We start from the raw sequence: 16,271 nt of genomic DNA, 5'->3' as shown, positions 1-16,271 counted from the left end.
ACCTGCTGATTATAAAGCTGCTATGATATGTGTTGCCATTGCCGATGATCATCCCCTGGTTATTAACGGGGTAAGGGACATGTTGTCCTCCTGCTCTTTTATAAGTGTACCGTATACTTACCTCAATGGCGCCACCCTGCTCGAAGGACTTCGCATCAACCTCCCGGATGTACTTCTGCTCGACATCAATATGCCCGATATCCGTGGCGAAGAAATTATACTTGCGTTGCGCAAAGAGTTCCCGGAACTGAAAGTGCTTACCCTCACGAATTTTGACAATACCCTGTATGCAAGTAATATGATCAAAAACGGGGCATTAGGTTACCTGCTGAAGAATACCGACCGGGAAACGCTGATCCGCGCTATCGAAACCGTATCGGCAGGACAACAATTCCTTACAGACGATATGCGGCAACGCATTACCGACTTCCAGAAAACGATCAACCGCAAAACATCGGCACGGTATTCGCTTACACCCCGGGAGACGGAAATACTCCGGTTGCTGGCCCGCGGTTACAGCAACCAGCAAATCGCCGACGAACTTTTTCTCAGCAAAAGAACTGTTGAAAATTACCGGTTAAACCTGTCGCTGAAGCTGGAGGCCAAGAATACCGCTGGCCTGGTGAAGTATGCCATAGAGCTCGGCCTGGATAAGTGATGGCAAATGTGAGATGTGAGATGTGAGATGATTGTCATCCTGAGCCCCGCGAAGGATCTTAACTGAGGGAGCACAAGCGCAAAACTGAGGAGTAGCCTATCAGGGAAGATGATTGTCATCCTGAGCATCGCGAAGGATCTTACTGATGGGCGCACGAGTACAGGTAAGCCGGTAGCACACTCAATTAAACGTCCCCCTCCAATAAAGCCAGCTATGGGATGAGATCCTTCGCACGGCTCAGGATGACAGGCTCCCTTTGGGTAGTTGTCCCGAGCCCAGCGAAAGAGCTTACCAGAGTGAGGACAAGTACAAAACGGAGGAGTAGTCTATTAGGGAAGATGATTGTCATCCTGAGCATCGCGAAGGATCTTACTGAAGGGCGCACGAGTACAGGTAAGCCGGTAGCACACTCAATTAAACGCACCCCTCTAATAAAGCCAGCTAACTGATGAGATCCTTCGCACGGCTCAGGATGACAGGCTCCCTTTGGGTAGTTGTCCCGAGCGCAGCGAAAGAGCTTACCAGAGTGAGGACAAGCGCAAAACTGAGGAGTAGCCTATCAGGGAAGATGATTGTCATCCTGAGCATCGCGAAGGATCTTACTGAAGAGCGTACAAGTACAAGTAAGCCGGTAGCACACTCAATTAAACGCACCCCCTCTAATAAAGCCAGCTATAGGATGAGATCCTTCGCACGGCTCAGGATGACAGGCTCCCTTTGGGTAGTTGTCGCTGAGCGCAGCGAAGGATCTTAACTGAAGAGCGTACAAGTACAAGCAAGCCGGTAGCACACTCAATTAAACGTCCCCCTCCAATAAAGCCAGCTAACTGATGAGATCCTTCGCACGGCTCAGGATGACAGGCTCCCTTTGGTAGTTGTCCCGAGCACAGCGAAAGAGCTTAACAGAGGGAGGACAAGTACAAAACTGAGGAGTAGTCTATCAGGGAAGATGATTGTCATCCTGAGCCCCGCGAAGGATCTTACTAAAGGGCGTCCGAGTACAGGTAAGCCGGTAGCACACTCATTTAAACGCACCCCTCTAATAAAGCCAGCTAACTGATGAGATCCTTCGCACGGCTCAGGATGACAGGCTCCCTTTGGTAGTTGTCCTGAGCATCGCGAAGGATCTTACTAAAGGGCGTACAAGTACAAGTAAGCCGGTAGTACACTCATTTAAACGCCCCCCTCTAATAAAGCCAGCTATGGGATGAGATCCTTCGCACGGCTCAGGATGACAGGCTCCCTTTGGTAGGGATCTTAACAGAGGAAGGTTAAGTACAAAACTGAGAGAGTAGTCTATTAGGGAAGATGATTGTCATCCTGAGCATCGCGAAGGATCTTACTGAAGGGCGTACAAGTACAAGTAAGCCGGTAGCACACTCCATTAAACGTACCCCTCTAATAAAGCCAGCTATGGGATGAGATCCTTAGCAAGGCTCAGGATGACAGACTCCCTTTGGGTAGTTGTGCTTCCGGGTGTTCAGGATGACAGGACTTCCCCTAAAACAAAAAAGGTGCGTCACGTAAGACACACCTTTCCGGTAGTATTGAAAACGGCTTAATAAGCCCATTTAATATAAGTTGATCCCCAGGTAAAACCGCCGCCAAATGCAGCCAGGATCAGGTTGTCGCCCTTATTAAGACGGCTCTCCCACTCCCAGAGACACAGCGGGATGGTACCGCTGGTCGTATTCCCATACCGCTGGATATTGAGCATTACTTTTTCTTCGGGCAGGTTCATCCTTTCGGAAGTAGCGCTGATGATCCGGAGATTGGCCTGGTGCGGCACCAGCCAGTCTACCGACTCGGCTGTAAGCCCGTTGCGTTCCATAATCTCGGCAGACACATCGGCCATATTTTTTACCGCAAATTTGAATACCGTCTGGCCTTCCTGGTAAATAAAGTGTTCCTTGGCCATTACCGTTTCGATGGTTGCCGGTTTTGCCGAACCGCCGGCTTTCTGGTGTAGGTGCACCCAGCCTTTACCATCGCTCTTCAGGATAGAGTCCAGTACACCATTACCTTCGTCGTTGGGTTCGAGTAGTACAGCACCCGCGCCATCGCCGAATATAATACAGGTAGAACGGTCCTGGTAATCGACGATTGAGCTCATTTTATCAGCACCCACAACGATTACGCGTTTGCTTTTACCGCTTTCGATAAACTGCGCACCGGTATTCAGGGCGTAAAGAAAGCCGCTACAGGCGGCACTGATATCATAACTGAAAGCATTGGTCATACCGGTATTGGCGGCAACCAGGTTGGCCGTAGCCGGGAACTGCATATCGGGCGTAGTCGTAGCACAGATCAGCAGGTCTATAGTAGCAGGATCGATCTGCCTTTTTTCTAAAAGATCTTTTACGGCATTGGTAGCCAGGAAAGAAGTGCCCAGTCCCTCGCCTTTAAGGATACGACGCTCTTTAATCCCGGTCCGCGCAGAAATCCACTCATCGGTCGTATCTACAATTGATTCTAATTCTTTATTGGATAAAATATAGTCCGGCACATAGCCACCTACAGCTGTAATCGCTGCATGAATCTTTCCCATTAAAATATTTTTATTTTTGAGAGGACAAAGGTAGGAGTAATTCAGTAATTAGCTACAGCCCTGCCCGGCAAATTAACAGGAGTACCGCCGGCAACCCGGACAGCACTCCTGCCGGAGTCTTCAACGTTCCTTATTTATACATTCATACCGCCGCAGGCGCTGATCACCTGGCCGGTTACATAATTACTCATATCGGAAGCCAGGAACAGCGCTACATCAGCGATCTCCTCGGGCTTGCCAAAACGCTGCAGCGGAATTTTTTCGAACCAGTTGCCGGCATCGCCTTCTTTCAGGTAATGGGTCATATCGGTTTCGATAAAGCCCGGTGCAATGGCGTTGCAACGTACATTACGGCTGCCCAGCTCCTGCGCTATAGATTTGGTGAACCCGATGATGCCCGCTTTGGAAGCGGCATAACTGCTCTGGCCTGCATTACCTTTTACACCTACAATAGAGGTCATATTGATGATACTGCCTTTGCGTGCCTTCATCATGCTGCGTATTACCTGTTTGGTAAGGTTAAATACGGATTTAAGATTGGCATGCATGACTTCATCCCATTGTTCGGGCGTAACCCGCAGCAACAGGTTGTCGCGCGAGATACCGGCGTTATTCACACAGATATCGATACCACCAAAAGTTTGCGCCACATCGGCAGCCAGTGCTTCTGCCGCGGCAAAGTCAGCGGCATCACTTTTATAGGCCTTGGCCTTTACACCCATAGCGGTCAGTTTCTCTTCCAGGGCTTTGGCCTTCTCGTCGGAAGATAAATAGGTGAAAGCGATATTGGCGCCATGTTCTGCAAATTTCAGTACGATAGCCTCGCCGATACCCCGGCTACCACCGGTAACCAGGGCGGTTTTATTCTCAAGTAATCTCATAATTGTAGTTTCGCGCCGCTAAAATAAATCTTTATGATCGAAATTTGTACTTTTGGACGAAATTAGCCGCCCCGGCATCCCGCCCCCCGGCAGGTTGCCGGCCTGTTTTCCCTGTCTTTTCCGTACCGTTTCCGGCTATTGTATCTTGCAGCATGATGAAGAGTTTCCTGCTTATCCTCGTATGCCTGGCGGTGTTCCTGCCTGGTGCACACGCAACCTACAAAGCCATGAAACTATTCGATATGGCGATATCGGCAGACAGGATTGCCTACGGCACCATTACCAAGGTAGAGGACCTGTATTATTACCTTGCCGACCGGCAGGGCAAGGGCGGCCAGATCAAAATTGCCCGGTACATAGGCCTGGCAGGCTCGGGATCCTACCGTTGGATGCCTTATGCCGAAGGCCAGCAGGTATTGGTATTCCTGCGGAAAAGGAAAAACGGCTTTGAGCTGCTGAGCAATGGTATAGAAGCAGAGATCCCGCTGATCCGCGATTCGCTGGTGATAGACATGCAATGTTTCAGCCCGAATACGGTAATGGCGATCAGCCCGCAGCGTAAAATAACGGATGCTTTTAAAAATAGCTGTACCCATACGGTCGGTACCCGTAAAGTTTTTGGTCTGAAGTTCAGCCTGGACTATTTTTATACCGCGATGCAGCATTTCAGGGATTGCTACCAGATTATCCTGAAACAGGAAGGCGGGTGCGCGAGTTATAACTGTTTTAATTTCTTTGACCGTTATACCCGCGATAAACTGAATATACAGAAAAGGAAATCGAAATTACTAAAACTGATGTACGACGATATGGAAGACATGCAGCTTCATAATTGCAAACAACTTTAACCGAACAAGAAAAAACCTCATCAAACACGATAAAATGGCTAAAAAATCCTTACCCTTAATCGCCCTTTCGCTGGGCGTTTCTTTTGGTATGAGCGCACAATCCCTACAGTATCCACACACCCGCAAAGTGGAGCAGACCGACAATTACTTTGGCACCCAGATCGCCGACCCTTACCGCTGGCTCGAAAACGATACGGCAAAAGATACCGAAGCCTGGGTTAAGGAAGAGAATACCCTGACCCATAACTACCTGTCGAAAATTCCTTACCGGCAGAAACTGCACGACCGCCTGACCGAACTCTGGAACTACCCCAGGTACAGCGCACCCGATAAAGAAGGCGACTGGTATACCTTTTATAAAAACGACGGTTTGCAGAACCAGGCCGTGCTCTATGTTCAAAAAGGACTGACCGGTACACCGGAAGTACTGTTGGATCCCAACAAACTGTCTACCGACGGTACGGTAGCCCTGCAGGCCACGGCCTTCTCCAAAAAGCAAAAGTACTTTGCCTACGCCGCCTCGGCCTCGGGCAGCGACTGGCAGGAAATCTATGTGATGGACTTCCAGAACCGTAAACTGCTTTCCGATAAACTGGAATACGTGAAGTTTACCGGCATCAGCTGGAAAGGAGAGCTGGGCTTCTATTACAGCGGTTACGACCGTCCGAAGGACGAAGCGACCAAGTTCAGCGCCAAAACCGAATACCAGAAAGTATACTTCCACCGCATAGGCACACCTCAAAGCCAGGATATCCTGATCTATGAAGACCGCGAGCACCCGCTGCGTTATGTAAGCGGCGGTCTTACCGAAGACGAACGCTTCCTGGTACTGAGTATTTCTGAAGGTACCGACGGCAGTGAGATCAAAGTACAGGACCTGACCGACCGCAGCGTGAGCAACTTCTCCACCATCGTGCCCGGCTTTAAAACCAATGCCAGCGTGGTAGACAACGTAGGCGACAAAATACTGCTGCAGACCAATAGCAGTGCGCCCAACAATAAAGTGGTATTGCTCGACCCTAAAAACCCCGGCGAAGCCAACTGGAAAACCATTATCCCCGAGCAGAAAGAAACCCTGGAAGGCGTAAGCACCGGCGGTGGCAAACTGTTTGCCAGTTATCTTAAAGATGCCGCTTCGCTGAAAGTACAGTACAGCCTCGACGGTAAACTGGAGCACAACATTACCCTGCCCGGTGTAGGTACTGCCGGCGGTTTCGGTTGTAAAAAAGAAGACCAGTCTTTCTTCTATTCCTTTACCTCCTTTACCTATCCGCCTACCATTTTCAAGTATGATATCCAAACCGGTAAATCAGAGCTGTTCCGCAAGTCTGAAGTAAAGTTCGACCCGGCTGCCTACGAAACCAAACAGGTGTTCTATACCAGCAAGGACGGCACCAAGGTGCCCATGTTCATTACCCATAAAAAGGGTTTGAAAATGAATGGCAAGAACCCGACCCTGCTGTATGCCTACGGCGGTTTTAACGTGAACATTACCCCAGCCTTCTCGGTAGCCAATATGGTATTTATCGAAAACGGCGGTGTGTATTGCGTAGCCAACCTGCGTGGCGGCGGCGAGTATGGCGAAGAGTGGCACAAAGGCGGTATGCTCGGCAAAAAACAGAACGTGTTCGACGACTTTATTGCCGGCGCCGAATACCTGATCAAACAGAAATATACCAGTTCATCCAAACTGGCCATCCGCGGCGGCAGCAACGGCGGCCTGCTGATCGGCGCCTGTCTTACCCAGCGTCCCGACCTGTTTAAAGTGGCCCTGCCACAGGTTGGCGTACTGGATATGCTGCGTTATCACAAATTCACCGTAGGCTGGGGCTGGGCGGTAGAGTATGGCAGCAGCGACAACAAAGACCAGTTTGATTACCTGATCAAATACTCGCCTTTACACAATATCAAAAAAGGCACCTGCTACCCCGCTACCCTGGTTACCACGGCCGACCACGACGACCGCGTAGTACCGGCGCACTCCTTTAAGTTTGCCGCTGCACTGCAGGAAGCCCAGGGTTGCGCCAATCCTACCCTGATCCGTATCGACAGCAAAGCCGGTCATGGCGCGGGTAAACCAACCTCCAAAATGATCGACGAAGCCGCAGATATCTGGAGCTTTGTATTCTACAATATGGGTATTACAAAACTGTAAGAGTACCCGGGCTTTTATTCTTAAAAGCTTTATAACGACAAAACGTCCCGGCCCGAAAGGCCGGGGCGTTTTGTCGTTCATACATATCGTAATTGCAGATATCTACGCCGGATCCCTCACATTTCCAGGAATGTTACGCACATAATCAGTGTAACAGCTCACTTACTCATTTCTTTTTTGACCAACTTTATACATAATATAAATTTGAAATAGAAATTATTCTATATTATAAAGTTTTAATTAAAAAATTATGAAAAAATACATGCTGATTATTTCGCTGATATTTACGGGTACAGGGTCCATGGCACAAATCACCTTGTTACAGGCCTGGAACGGATCCTCTATCTCGACTGCCACAAATGGCAATGCAGCAATTGGTACGACTACCTATGCGAATGCTAAATTGACGATAAAAAACATCCAGCGTCAAACATTACCTGTATTCAACCAAGCACCGACTGGATTGAAAATCTTGAACGGATACGATGGTTCGGTAATGAACAACGCTTTCGAGGTATGGAACGGTATTCACCAGCTCATTTCCGGCCCAAACGGGTCTTTCGAAAATTACAATCCCAACCTCGTATTCTGGATAAGTAACCGCGACGAGGTGGGCATCAGCAAGAGCCTTCGGATAGGGGCAACGGCCGCCAATGGCTCCTATGCCAATTACAAACTAAGCGTGGATGGAGATATGATCGCAAAGCGCTGTGTAATCCAGGTCTCTAACTGGGCCGATTATGTATTTAACGAGAACTACAACCTGCCCGACCTTGCCGAAGTGGAGCAATATATACAGGAGCATAAACACCTGCCCGGTGTACCCAGTGAAAAAGAAGTACTGACAAATGGCGTCGAAATGGGTGCGATGAATAAAATCCTGCTACAAAAAGTGGAAGAGCTTACCCTGTATATGATTCAGATAAGTAAAGAAAACAGTGAAATGAAAAAGCAACTGGAGACCTTAAAAGCAAAGTAAACCCGCTTCATCCCCTATTTGAAAAAACACATCACATGATAAAAAAAATATTGGTTTTCACCGGGCTTTTAATCACCTCCTTCCGCCTTTCAGCACAGTACTATGTAACGGACCCCATCTACCTTGGACCGGATAATATCCATTCGTTTGTAGGCCAGATTGGCGATTGGGGCAGCACTCATGGTTCCCCCGACTATTTCCCTTCGTACTTTTTTATGTGGTATAACAAAGATTGGAATGTAGGAGAAGGTGTATTCAAAAGGTTCAATTTTATGCCCGATACCGAATACGACATTTATATCGGGATCCCTTCTTCCGAGACATTCCCCGACCATAACCAAAATGGATTTAAGGTTTTGCTGGCCAACAATGTTGTGGCAAACGGCATTCAAAACCAAGGTAGTTCCATACCCGCTTTCCCTTCGTCCAGGCAACTCTACAGCCATGTCGGAGCTAACTTTTCCGATAAAACATTACGCCTGAAATTCCGGACCTACAGCCAGGGCTATGAGAATATTGTTTTCTACCCTGTAACCACAATACCCGGAGGCCACGCTACCTTGGCGTTAGATTGCATTACGATCACATCCTGTTCCATCGACGATAATTACTACTGTTACAATACTACTATATCGCCAGGGACAACAGCCATGAAGAATATATACATTGGTTCGAGCTTCGGCAATATAGCGTCACTTACCAGCAGCGACCCGACCCAATCCACTGAGATTGTTGCTACAAAAAAGATTGAACTCCGGGAAAACACGAACCTATCCGTTGATCCGGGTAAAACAGTAGTCCTGGATGTCAGGCCCTACGACTGTCTCTCAGCATTTCCTTTAAACCTTCCTTTCGGGGTGGTAGAGCATGAATTCAGAGCGGGAGCCTGCGGTTATGCCAGACCCGGTAACGACACGAAGAGCGGCAGCATTGATTTTAACCCTGACCTCCCCCAAAGCAATATCAAGTGCTTTACTGTAACACCGAACCCTACGAAAGGCCTGTTCCGGATCAGCTTTGCGCAGGCGCCTGAAGCTGCCGAAGTATCCGTTACATCAATAGATGGCAGAATTGTAAAACAAGAAAAGATTTCAGGAAAGTCACAAACCGAAATCGATATATCCTCCCTGCCCAATGGTATTTACTTTGTGCGGGTTACAGATGGCACACGTATTGAAGTACAGAAAGTAGTTAAGCAATAGTCCTGCCCTCCTCATATACAGGAACAGCCATCTCCTGTTCCGGGATGGCTGTTCCTGTATAAAGTGGTAAAGTATTAGGATAGATACTCCGGCATTTTCTAATTGGTAATTCCCGGCGATAATTGGGCCTGCGTAATAGTCCTGTATATGTGCAAGCATTAAAGCTCCACCTGGTAGATGGCGGGAATATTGCGGCCCAGGCCATCGTAATCCAGGCCATAACCCACTACAAATTTATTGGGAATGGCAAAACCTTCGTAATCGGCATGTACCGGGTATTTGAGCGCATCGGGTTTGGTAAGCAATGCGGCAATACGGATCGAGGCCGGCTGCTGGTGCGCCAGCTGCGGTATAAACTCGTGCAGGGTCTTGCCGGTATCGATAATGTCTTCCAGCAGGATTATATGACGTTCGAACAAGGGCTCTTCCAGGCCGATAGCCGTAATCACATTACCCGAAGAGGTCGTGCCTTTATACGATGCCAGCTTGATAAAAGAGATCTCCGCTTCGATGGTCAGGTTGCGGAACACATCGGCCGCAAACAGGAAAGAGCCGTTGAGCACAGCGAGGAACAGCGGGCGTTTATCAACATAGTCGGCGCTGATGCGCGCTGCCAGTTCCTTTACCTTCACTTCGATATCTGCAGCCGTCAGATACGGGACAAAATTTTTATCATGTACTGTGATCCTTTCCATACCGGGTTTTGTTTTTTTGCAACGCAAAGAAACGAAATATCGGGCGAACAGCCCGGCTAATCCCGTTTTAAAAGGTCCAGCACCCCTTCCTGTTTCAGTACCAGGTAGCCGATCCGGTCTTTCGACACGCCTTCTTTCAGCTGGTAGGTAAACTCGTATTGTCCCGCTTCCGAGATACGGGTATAACAATACCGGAATACCACGTTCGGTACGGTTTTTATATTTTCGGAAAGTTCGTTCAGGTGGGTCGATAAGGCCATCAGGTTGTCGCGGTGCGTCAGCAGGCCTTCGATCACCGCGCGGCTGCATTCGTAGGCATCGTGCACATTAGTGCCTTTAAACAACTCGTCCATAAGTACGAGGTGGTAGCGGTTCCTGTTCAGTTTCTGCGCCGTCATTTTCATCCGCTGCACCTCTGCAAAAAAGTAGCTCTCGCCCAGTATAATATTATCTTCCACGTGCATATTGGTAATAATACCTTCCAAGAAACTGATCGTCATCCCTTTCGCCGGTACGCCCATACCCAGGTGCGCCAGCAGTGCACCCAGGCCCATAGCCCTGATCAGCGTGCTCTTGCCCGACATGTTGGCGCCGGTCAGGAACAGGAAATTCTGGTCTTTGGCAAAAGCGATATCATAAGCCACAGGCCGTTGCAGCAATGGGTGGTAGAGTCCCTGTGCCTGGTAGCTGAGTTGGTCGGGCGGCAGCAGGTCGGGCAGGCTCCAGTTATGTTCGCGGGTAGCCCGGGCCATCGATTGCAGGGCATCGAGGCGTGCATATCCTGCCATCATTTTACGCACCAGGTGTTTGATCTCGCGACGGGCATGGTAGCTCAGGTCCAGCAGGGTACTTTGTTTGGCATGGGCGTCGGTACGGATCAAAGCCTGGCAGAGCGGCAGTTCCAGGCCGCTTTTAAAAAGTTCCAGTTCGCGGAGCACCGGCTCCGGCGGGTTCCATTCCAGCAGGGCGATCAGTTCGTCGCAACCTTTCAGGAAATCGATAAGGTGGGATACCGAAAATCGGATAAAAGAGTATTCGTTACGGTCAAACAACCGCTGCATCAGCGAGCTGATCATCAAGCCAAAGGCATTGGGCCGGGTGGCGGCCATGTCGGCCGATTCGTAAAATTTCTCGAGCATCACCAGGGTTCCGTTCGAGATGCCTTTGGGCCATTGGTCCAGGTGTTGCTCCCAGAAGCGCACCGCGTCCTGTTGTGCTTTGAGCAGGCCATAGGTAGCGGGCGGGTTGAGCACCTGTTGCCGGAGCGCCTCGGTACCCATTTGTGTCGTGCAACGGTTTATGAGGTTAAACACAGCATGATCGCCCGTAAGAAAGGACAGATCGCTGAGGGTGGTCTTATCTAAATTCACAATTCTGGTTTTAGTACTGATCCTTGTTTACGCAATTTCCACACAACTAAAATTTTTATTTGCGCGATTAAGGTATTACTTTTCCGCAAATTTAGTCACAGAATAATGTTTGGTATTATTGGAAACGGGAGTTGGGCGACCGCATTAGCAAAAATGCTGACGGATAACGGTCATAAAATCAATTGGTGGATGCGTAACGATGCTTCGGTAGCACACCTGCTCCGCAAACACCACAACCCCCAGTACCTCACTTCCGTTAACTTCAATCCTGATCTTATTGCGCCGACCACCGACCTGGAGGCTGTAATCGAAAAGAGCGACAAACTGATCATCTGCGTGCCCTCGGCCTTCGTGGTGCAATTGCTGGAGTCCTTACCTGCCGATAGTTTCGAAGGCAAGACGGTGATCTCTGCCATCAAAGGCATATTACCCCAACAATATGTGCTGCTGCACGATTACCTGGCCGGCCGTTTCCATATATCGCTCGAGCAGTATGTGGCCATTACGGGCCCCTGTCATGCCGAAGAAGTAGCCCAGGAGCGCCTTTCGTACCTTACCTTTTCGGGGCTTAACGATACAACGACCAGCCTGGCCGCCGCTAACTTCTGTACCGAATACATACGCACGACCGTTAACCACGATCTATGGGGCGCGCAATATGCCGCCGTGCTGAAAAATATCTATGCCGTAGGCGCCGGCCTGGCCCATGGTATCGGTTATGGCGACAACTTCCTGAGTGTGTACATTACCAACTGCTACCGCGAGATGTACCGCTTCCTGCAGATCCAGTTCGAACAGGTACATCCATCCAGCGAAGTGCCGGACTTCCATACCAGCGCCTATCTCGGCGACCTGCTGGTAACCTGCTATTCGCCGCACAGCCGCAACCGTTCGTTCGGTACCCTGTTGGGCAAAGGTTATTCGGTAAAGGCGGCAACCACAGAAATGAGCATGGTTGCCGAAGGCTATTTTGCCGTAGAAGGGATGATGAAGATCGCCGCAAACCTGAAGATAGAGATGCCGATCATGGAACATATCTATACCGTGCTCTGGCAGCAATACCAGCCTGCCGATGCTTTTGCAGCGATCGAACAACTGCTTTCCTGATCCGGATTAGTGCGCTGCACCCAGCATCATACTCAGCACGATCACGCACAATACCAATAATGCAATAACCGTGTACAAACGGTCTTTCTCCAGCCAGAAACCGATCATCGTAAAGATGACGCGGGCAATGGGCGTTGCGATCAGGGCCATAACGCCCAGTTCGATAATAGCGCCTGCACGGCCCGAGCTAAGGTCTGCAAAGAATTTATCGAAACCAAAGACGCCCTGATCGGTAAAGGTCTCGTAGTGCGCCTGTTCGCCGCCATGCCGGAACAGGTAAAGCACGAGGCCGGCCACGACGATGGTCATGGCGAAGATTACACCGATACGCAGCAGGTTGCCGACCAGGGACTGCAGGTCTTTATCCCGGAAAGTTTTCATAAACGCAAAAGTAAAGCCTTTCCGGCAAAGGAAAGGCTTCGGGATCGATATATATCGTTGCAAAGCAGGATGCAGCTTATTTTGCAGCCAGTTCTTTGATTTTGGTAAACAGGATGTCTTCGCCACCGGCTTCGTAACCGCTCTGCATATGTGCGATCTTACCATCTTTACCTACGATGATGGTAAAGGGTACGTTCTGGAAGTTAAGGCTGCGTTTCAGATCAGAGTTAGGATCGAGATAAGCGGGGAAGTCCCAGCCCTGGGATTTGGCATAACCTTTTACCTGGGCGGTAGCGCGGCTGTCATCAACCGATACGGTCATGTAGTTGAAGTCGGCCTGGCTTTTCCACTCCGTCATCCTGTCGCGGATGCTTTTGATTTCTTTTTTGCAGGGTACGCACCAGGTAGCCCAAAAGCTTACCAGGGTTACTTTCCCTTTTTCAAAGGTTTTATCAAAAGACACTGTGCTGCCTTTAAGATCTTTTACCGGCGTAGCAGGCAGATCGGACTGCTGGGCAAAAGACTGGAAGCTGAAAGCAGCCAGGGCGAGGAGCGCGCATATTTTTTTCATAAATGGAGAATGATAAACAGTTAAAAAGAATAATAAAAATATTGCTTGATTGCTAAACAAAAAACCGCCTTTTGTAAGAAAAAGCGCATACAAATATAATCTTCTGCCGGCTTAATAACTGCGCCAGTTGCAGATTAACACAAGATTTACTTTTTTTTGCATTTCAGGTCACATTAGCTGGCTAAGGTATTTTTCTTTTTTTATGGAAAAAAATTACCTTAGCACAATTTTTACATTTCATGAGAATGAAAAATTCATCTTTAGTTTAAAACATGAAAAAGAAATTTTTACATCTTTCTACCGCATTACTGTTAGCTGGGGGAGCTGCTGAGGTACATGCACAAGGTATGGGCACCCTCTCGGGCGACCTCATGCTGAATGCCAATTTCTTTCAGCGCGACACCGCGATCAAGGCGTCGGATAACCAGTTATATGACAACTTCCTGAGCGGTGGCGAGGGCTGGTTGGGACTGCGTTATTCCAATTACGGGTTTACCGGCTTCTTGCGCGTAGATGTTTTTAATAACTCCAATCTCAAAAACCCGAACCAGGCCATGTCCGGTTTTGGTATCGGCGCATGGAGCCTGAGCAAGGAGTTTAAAGGCCTTACCATTACCGGTGGTTATATCTACGACCAGATCGGTAGCGGTATCCTGTTCCGCGCTTACGAGGACAGGGGGCTGCTGATCGATAATGCCCTCGCAGGTCTGCATCTGAAATACCAGCTGGGAGAGCACCTGACGATCAAAGCCTTTACCGGCCAGCAAAAAAACGTGTTTGAACGCTATAGCCCCATCATCAAAGGCTTCAATGCCGAAGGCGATTTCGGTGTTGGTGAAAATGTACGGCTCAACCCGGGCTTCGGCGTGCTGAACCGCACCCTCGATAACGGCAGCTTTACCTCGGTGTACAACTCGATCAAAGCCCTGCCTGCTACCGACCAGTTTACCCCTAAATACAACATGTATGCCTTTACGGCCTACAATACCCTCTCGGCGGGCGACTTTACCTGGTATATCGAAGGCGCCTACAAAACCCGCGAGGCCATCAACGATTACAAAGGCAAGCTGATCAATAAAGACGGTAATATCCTCTTCTCTACCCTGACCTATGCCCGTAAAGGTATAGCCGTAAACCTTACCGGTAAACGTACCGAGAACTTCGTAATGCGGACCTCGCCCAACGAAACCCTGCTGAACGGTATGGTAAACTGGCAGCCGATCGTGGCGCAGATCCGCCCGCAACGCCTTATTGCCCGTTATTCGCCAGCCTCGCAGGATCTGAGCGAAATGGCCTTTAACGGTAACATTCTCTTATCGCCCAGCGACAACTACGACTTTAACCTGAGCTATACGCACATCAATACCCTGGATAATGTAAAGCTGTACCGCGAGGTATATGCCGAAGCCAATATCCGTAGCGTACAGAATACCCAGATCGATGTAGGGGTGCACTATATGCACTACAACCAGGACTACTACCAGTTCAAACCCGGTGTGCCTATGATCAAGGCCCTGACGCCGTTTGCGGAGGTTACCTACAAATTCAACGCCAAAAACTCGCTGAAAGTACAGGCGCAGTATATGGAAACCAAACAAGACTTCGGTAGCTGGGCTTTCCTGGCGCTCGAATACGCGATTGCCCCCAAATGGTCTTTTGCCCTTTCCGATATGTATAACGTGAAACCGGCCAAATCCGGCGAAAGCAGCAAACACTATTACAATGTGTTTATTGCCCACACCCAGGGAGCCCACCGCTTCTCGCTTGCCTATGTGAAACAGGTAGAAGGTATTAACTGTACCGGTGGTGTATGCCGTTACGAACCAGCCTTCAGCGGTCTCCGTTTCAATGTGACTTCAAGCTTCTAGCAGCTGCAATAACAAGAATTTAAGCCCCCCGGCCATAATAGCCCGGGGGCTTTTTCGTTAGGAAAGCAGTAACCGCTGCCCCGTGTAACTTTCCGTAATTTTACCAGTCTAACCGCAAATAGTACGACAATGAAAAATATACTGGTTCTGATCCTTTCGTTCTTCCTGTTCCTGGGCAATGCCAGCGCCCAGCGCAGCGACAGGAGCATGATGCGCATACGCCTCAGCGATGGCACTCCGCTGTTGCTCACGATTAACGGCCGCGATTTTAAAAAAACGGGACGCAGCATTACCATAGCCGATATACCCCGTAAACGGCAGGACCTGCAGATTTACCGGTTCAGGCCTTATGCCGACGGCCGTGGCGGCAAAGCCGAACTGGTGTTCAGCGGCAGGGTCAAGATCAATAAAGGATCGACTTATGATTGTGTGGTAGATGTGCGCGAACGCCGCTTTATGATGCAGGAGGTAGGCAGCCTGCCCCCGCTCGACAACCGGCCGCCCTTCAACCAGCGGCGCGACCAGCCTATCGGCAGTAACGCCAACAACGACGATGCGCCTTATACCGCCGATAATGCAGAACAGGGGTCGGACCTGGGCATGCCGCCCAGCGAGCAGGTAAGCAGTCGCCTGCAAACCCTCAAAACAGCCATGGACAGGGTCGACGCCGATAGTAAGAAACTGGCCGAAGCGCGTAAGTTTATAGAACAGAACAGCGTTACCGCTGCTGAAGTAAGCAGTATTGCCGGCTGGATCTTCTTCGATGATAACCGCCTGACTTTTGTAAAGCAGGCCTATGCTAAAGTAAGCGACAAGGCCAACTTCAAATCGGAAGTAGGTACCGTATTTACCCTGGCCTCCAGCCAGCAGGAGTTCGACGATTTTATGAAAGGCCGCTAACCTTTGTTTATTATCTTTTTGTTTAACCTGCGCCCCCCGGCTTCCGAGCTGCGGGGCGCAACCTGTTTTATGCTAAGTTTGCCAAAAGCTTAAGCCTCCCGGCTTTAC

General features: G+C 49.5%; 14 protein-coding genes. 8 read left to right on the top strand and 6 right to left on the bottom strand.

The genetic code is table 11. The features are described from left to right. The first annotated feature begins 22 nt into the window (after positions 1–22). Positions 23–658 carry a response regulator gene (locus B0I18_RS03445; RefSeq protein WP_106521241.1) on the top strand — a complete coding sequence of 212 codons (636 nt, stop codon included), beginning with the start codon at positions 23–25 and terminating at the stop codon, positions 656–658. Between the two features lie 1,558 nt (positions 659–2,216). On the opposite strand, the gene B0I18_RS03430 is transcribed toward B0I18_RS03445, so the two are convergent. Next, the gene (locus tag B0I18_RS03430) at positions 2,217–3,206 is read right to left on the bottom strand and encodes a beta-ketoacyl-ACP synthase III (RefSeq protein ID WP_106521238.1); all 990 of its coding nucleotides are present in this window, start codon (positions 3,204–3,206) and stop codon (positions 2,217–2,219) included. A gap of 134 nt (positions 3,207–3,340) precedes the next feature. Then, entirely contained in the window at positions 3,341–4,087 is a 747-nt protein-coding gene (gene fabG / locus B0I18_RS03425) for a 3-oxoacyl-[acyl-carrier-protein] reductase (RefSeq protein WP_106521237.1), read from the bottom strand. 152 nt (positions 4,088–4,239) lie between these two features. On the opposite strand from fabG, the gene B0I18_RS03420 reads away from it, so the two are divergent. The 4 genes from B0I18_RS03420 to B0I18_RS03405 all read left to right on the top strand — a co-directional run bounded on the left by B0I18_RS03420 (position 4,240) and on the right by B0I18_RS03405 (position 9,271). Further along, on the top strand, positions 4,240–4,935 hold the full coding sequence (locus B0I18_RS03420; RefSeq protein ID WP_146146642.1) for a hypothetical protein: 696 nt from the start codon (positions 4,240–4,242) through the stop codon (positions 4,933–4,935). A gap of 34 nt (positions 4,936–4,969) precedes the next feature. Further along, positions 4,970–7,090 (top strand): prolyl oligopeptidase family serine peptidase, encoded by a 2,121-nt coding sequence (locus B0I18_RS03415; RefSeq protein ID WP_106521235.1) that lies wholly within the window; start codon positions 4,970–4,972, stop codon positions 7,088–7,090. A 250-nt stretch (positions 7,091–7,340) separates the two neighbouring features. Then, positions 7,341–8,069 carry a hypothetical protein gene (locus B0I18_RS03410; RefSeq protein WP_106521234.1) on the top strand — a complete coding sequence of 243 codons (729 nt, stop codon included), beginning with the start codon at positions 7,341–7,343 and terminating at the stop codon, positions 8,067–8,069. A gap of 35 nt (positions 8,070–8,104) precedes the next feature. Then, entirely contained in the window at positions 8,105–9,271 is a 1,167-nt protein-coding gene (locus B0I18_RS03405; protein ID WP_106521233.1) for a T9SS type A sorting domain-containing protein, read from the top strand. A 158-nt stretch (positions 9,272–9,429) separates the two neighbouring features. Here B0I18_RS03405 and hpt read toward each other — a convergent pair whose 3' ends face one another. Further along, positions 9,430–9,966 (bottom strand): hypoxanthine phosphoribosyltransferase, encoded by a 537-nt coding sequence (gene hpt, locus B0I18_RS03400; protein WP_106521232.1) that lies wholly within the window; start codon positions 9,964–9,966, stop codon positions 9,430–9,432. Positions 9,967–10,022: 56 nt separating this feature from the next. After that, positions 10,023–11,336: a MutS-related protein gene (locus B0I18_RS03395; RefSeq protein WP_106521231.1), complete on the bottom strand. Its 1,314-nt coding sequence runs from the start codon at positions 11,334–11,336 to the stop codon at positions 10,023–10,025. Positions 11,337–11,441: 105 nt separating this feature from the next. Here B0I18_RS03395 and B0I18_RS03390 point away from each other — a divergent pair, with 105 nt between their 5' ends. Next, on the top strand, positions 11,442–12,443 hold the full coding sequence (locus B0I18_RS03390; protein WP_106521230.1) for an NAD(P)H-dependent glycerol-3-phosphate dehydrogenase: 1,002 nt from the start codon (positions 11,442–11,444) through the stop codon (positions 12,441–12,443). Between the two features lie 6 nt (positions 12,444–12,449). On the opposite strand, the gene B0I18_RS03385 is transcribed toward B0I18_RS03390, so the two are convergent. Together B0I18_RS03385 and B0I18_RS03380 are read right to left on the bottom strand one after the other, a co-directional pair. Continuing rightward, positions 12,450–12,824 carry a DUF1634 domain-containing protein gene (locus B0I18_RS03385; protein ID WP_181358319.1) on the bottom strand — a complete coding sequence of 125 codons (375 nt, stop codon included), beginning with the start codon at positions 12,822–12,824 and terminating at the stop codon, positions 12,450–12,452. A 76-nt stretch (positions 12,825–12,900) separates the two neighbouring features. After that, positions 12,901–13,395, bottom strand: a complete 495-nt coding sequence (locus B0I18_RS03380; protein WP_106521228.1) for a TlpA family protein disulfide reductase — start codon at positions 13,393–13,395, stop codon at positions 12,901–12,903. Positions 13,396–13,667: 272 nt separating this feature from the next. Between B0I18_RS03380 and B0I18_RS03375 the strand changes: the two genes are divergently transcribed. Both B0I18_RS03375 and B0I18_RS03370 read left to right on the top strand, forming a co-directional pair. Further along, positions 13,668–15,263 carry a DUF6029 family protein gene (locus B0I18_RS03375; protein WP_106521227.1) on the top strand — a complete coding sequence of 532 codons (1,596 nt, stop codon included), beginning with the start codon at positions 13,668–13,670 and terminating at the stop codon, positions 15,261–15,263. 129 nt (positions 15,264–15,392) lie between these two features. Then, positions 15,393–16,163 carry a proline and serine-rich protein 1 family protein gene (locus tag B0I18_RS03370; protein ID WP_106521226.1) on the top strand — a complete coding sequence of 257 codons (771 nt, stop codon included), beginning with the start codon at positions 15,393–15,395 and terminating at the stop codon, positions 16,161–16,163. Positions 16,164–16,271 lie beyond the last annotated feature (108 nt).

It is taken from the genome of Taibaiella chishuiensis, assembly GCF_003014535.1.
Lineage (GTDB): Bacteria > Bacteroidota > Bacteroidia > Chitinophagales > Chitinophagaceae > Taibaiella > Taibaiella chishuiensis.
Note: the sequence above shows the minus strand (reverse complement) of the source record. Positions and strands in the feature narration are given on the sequence as shown.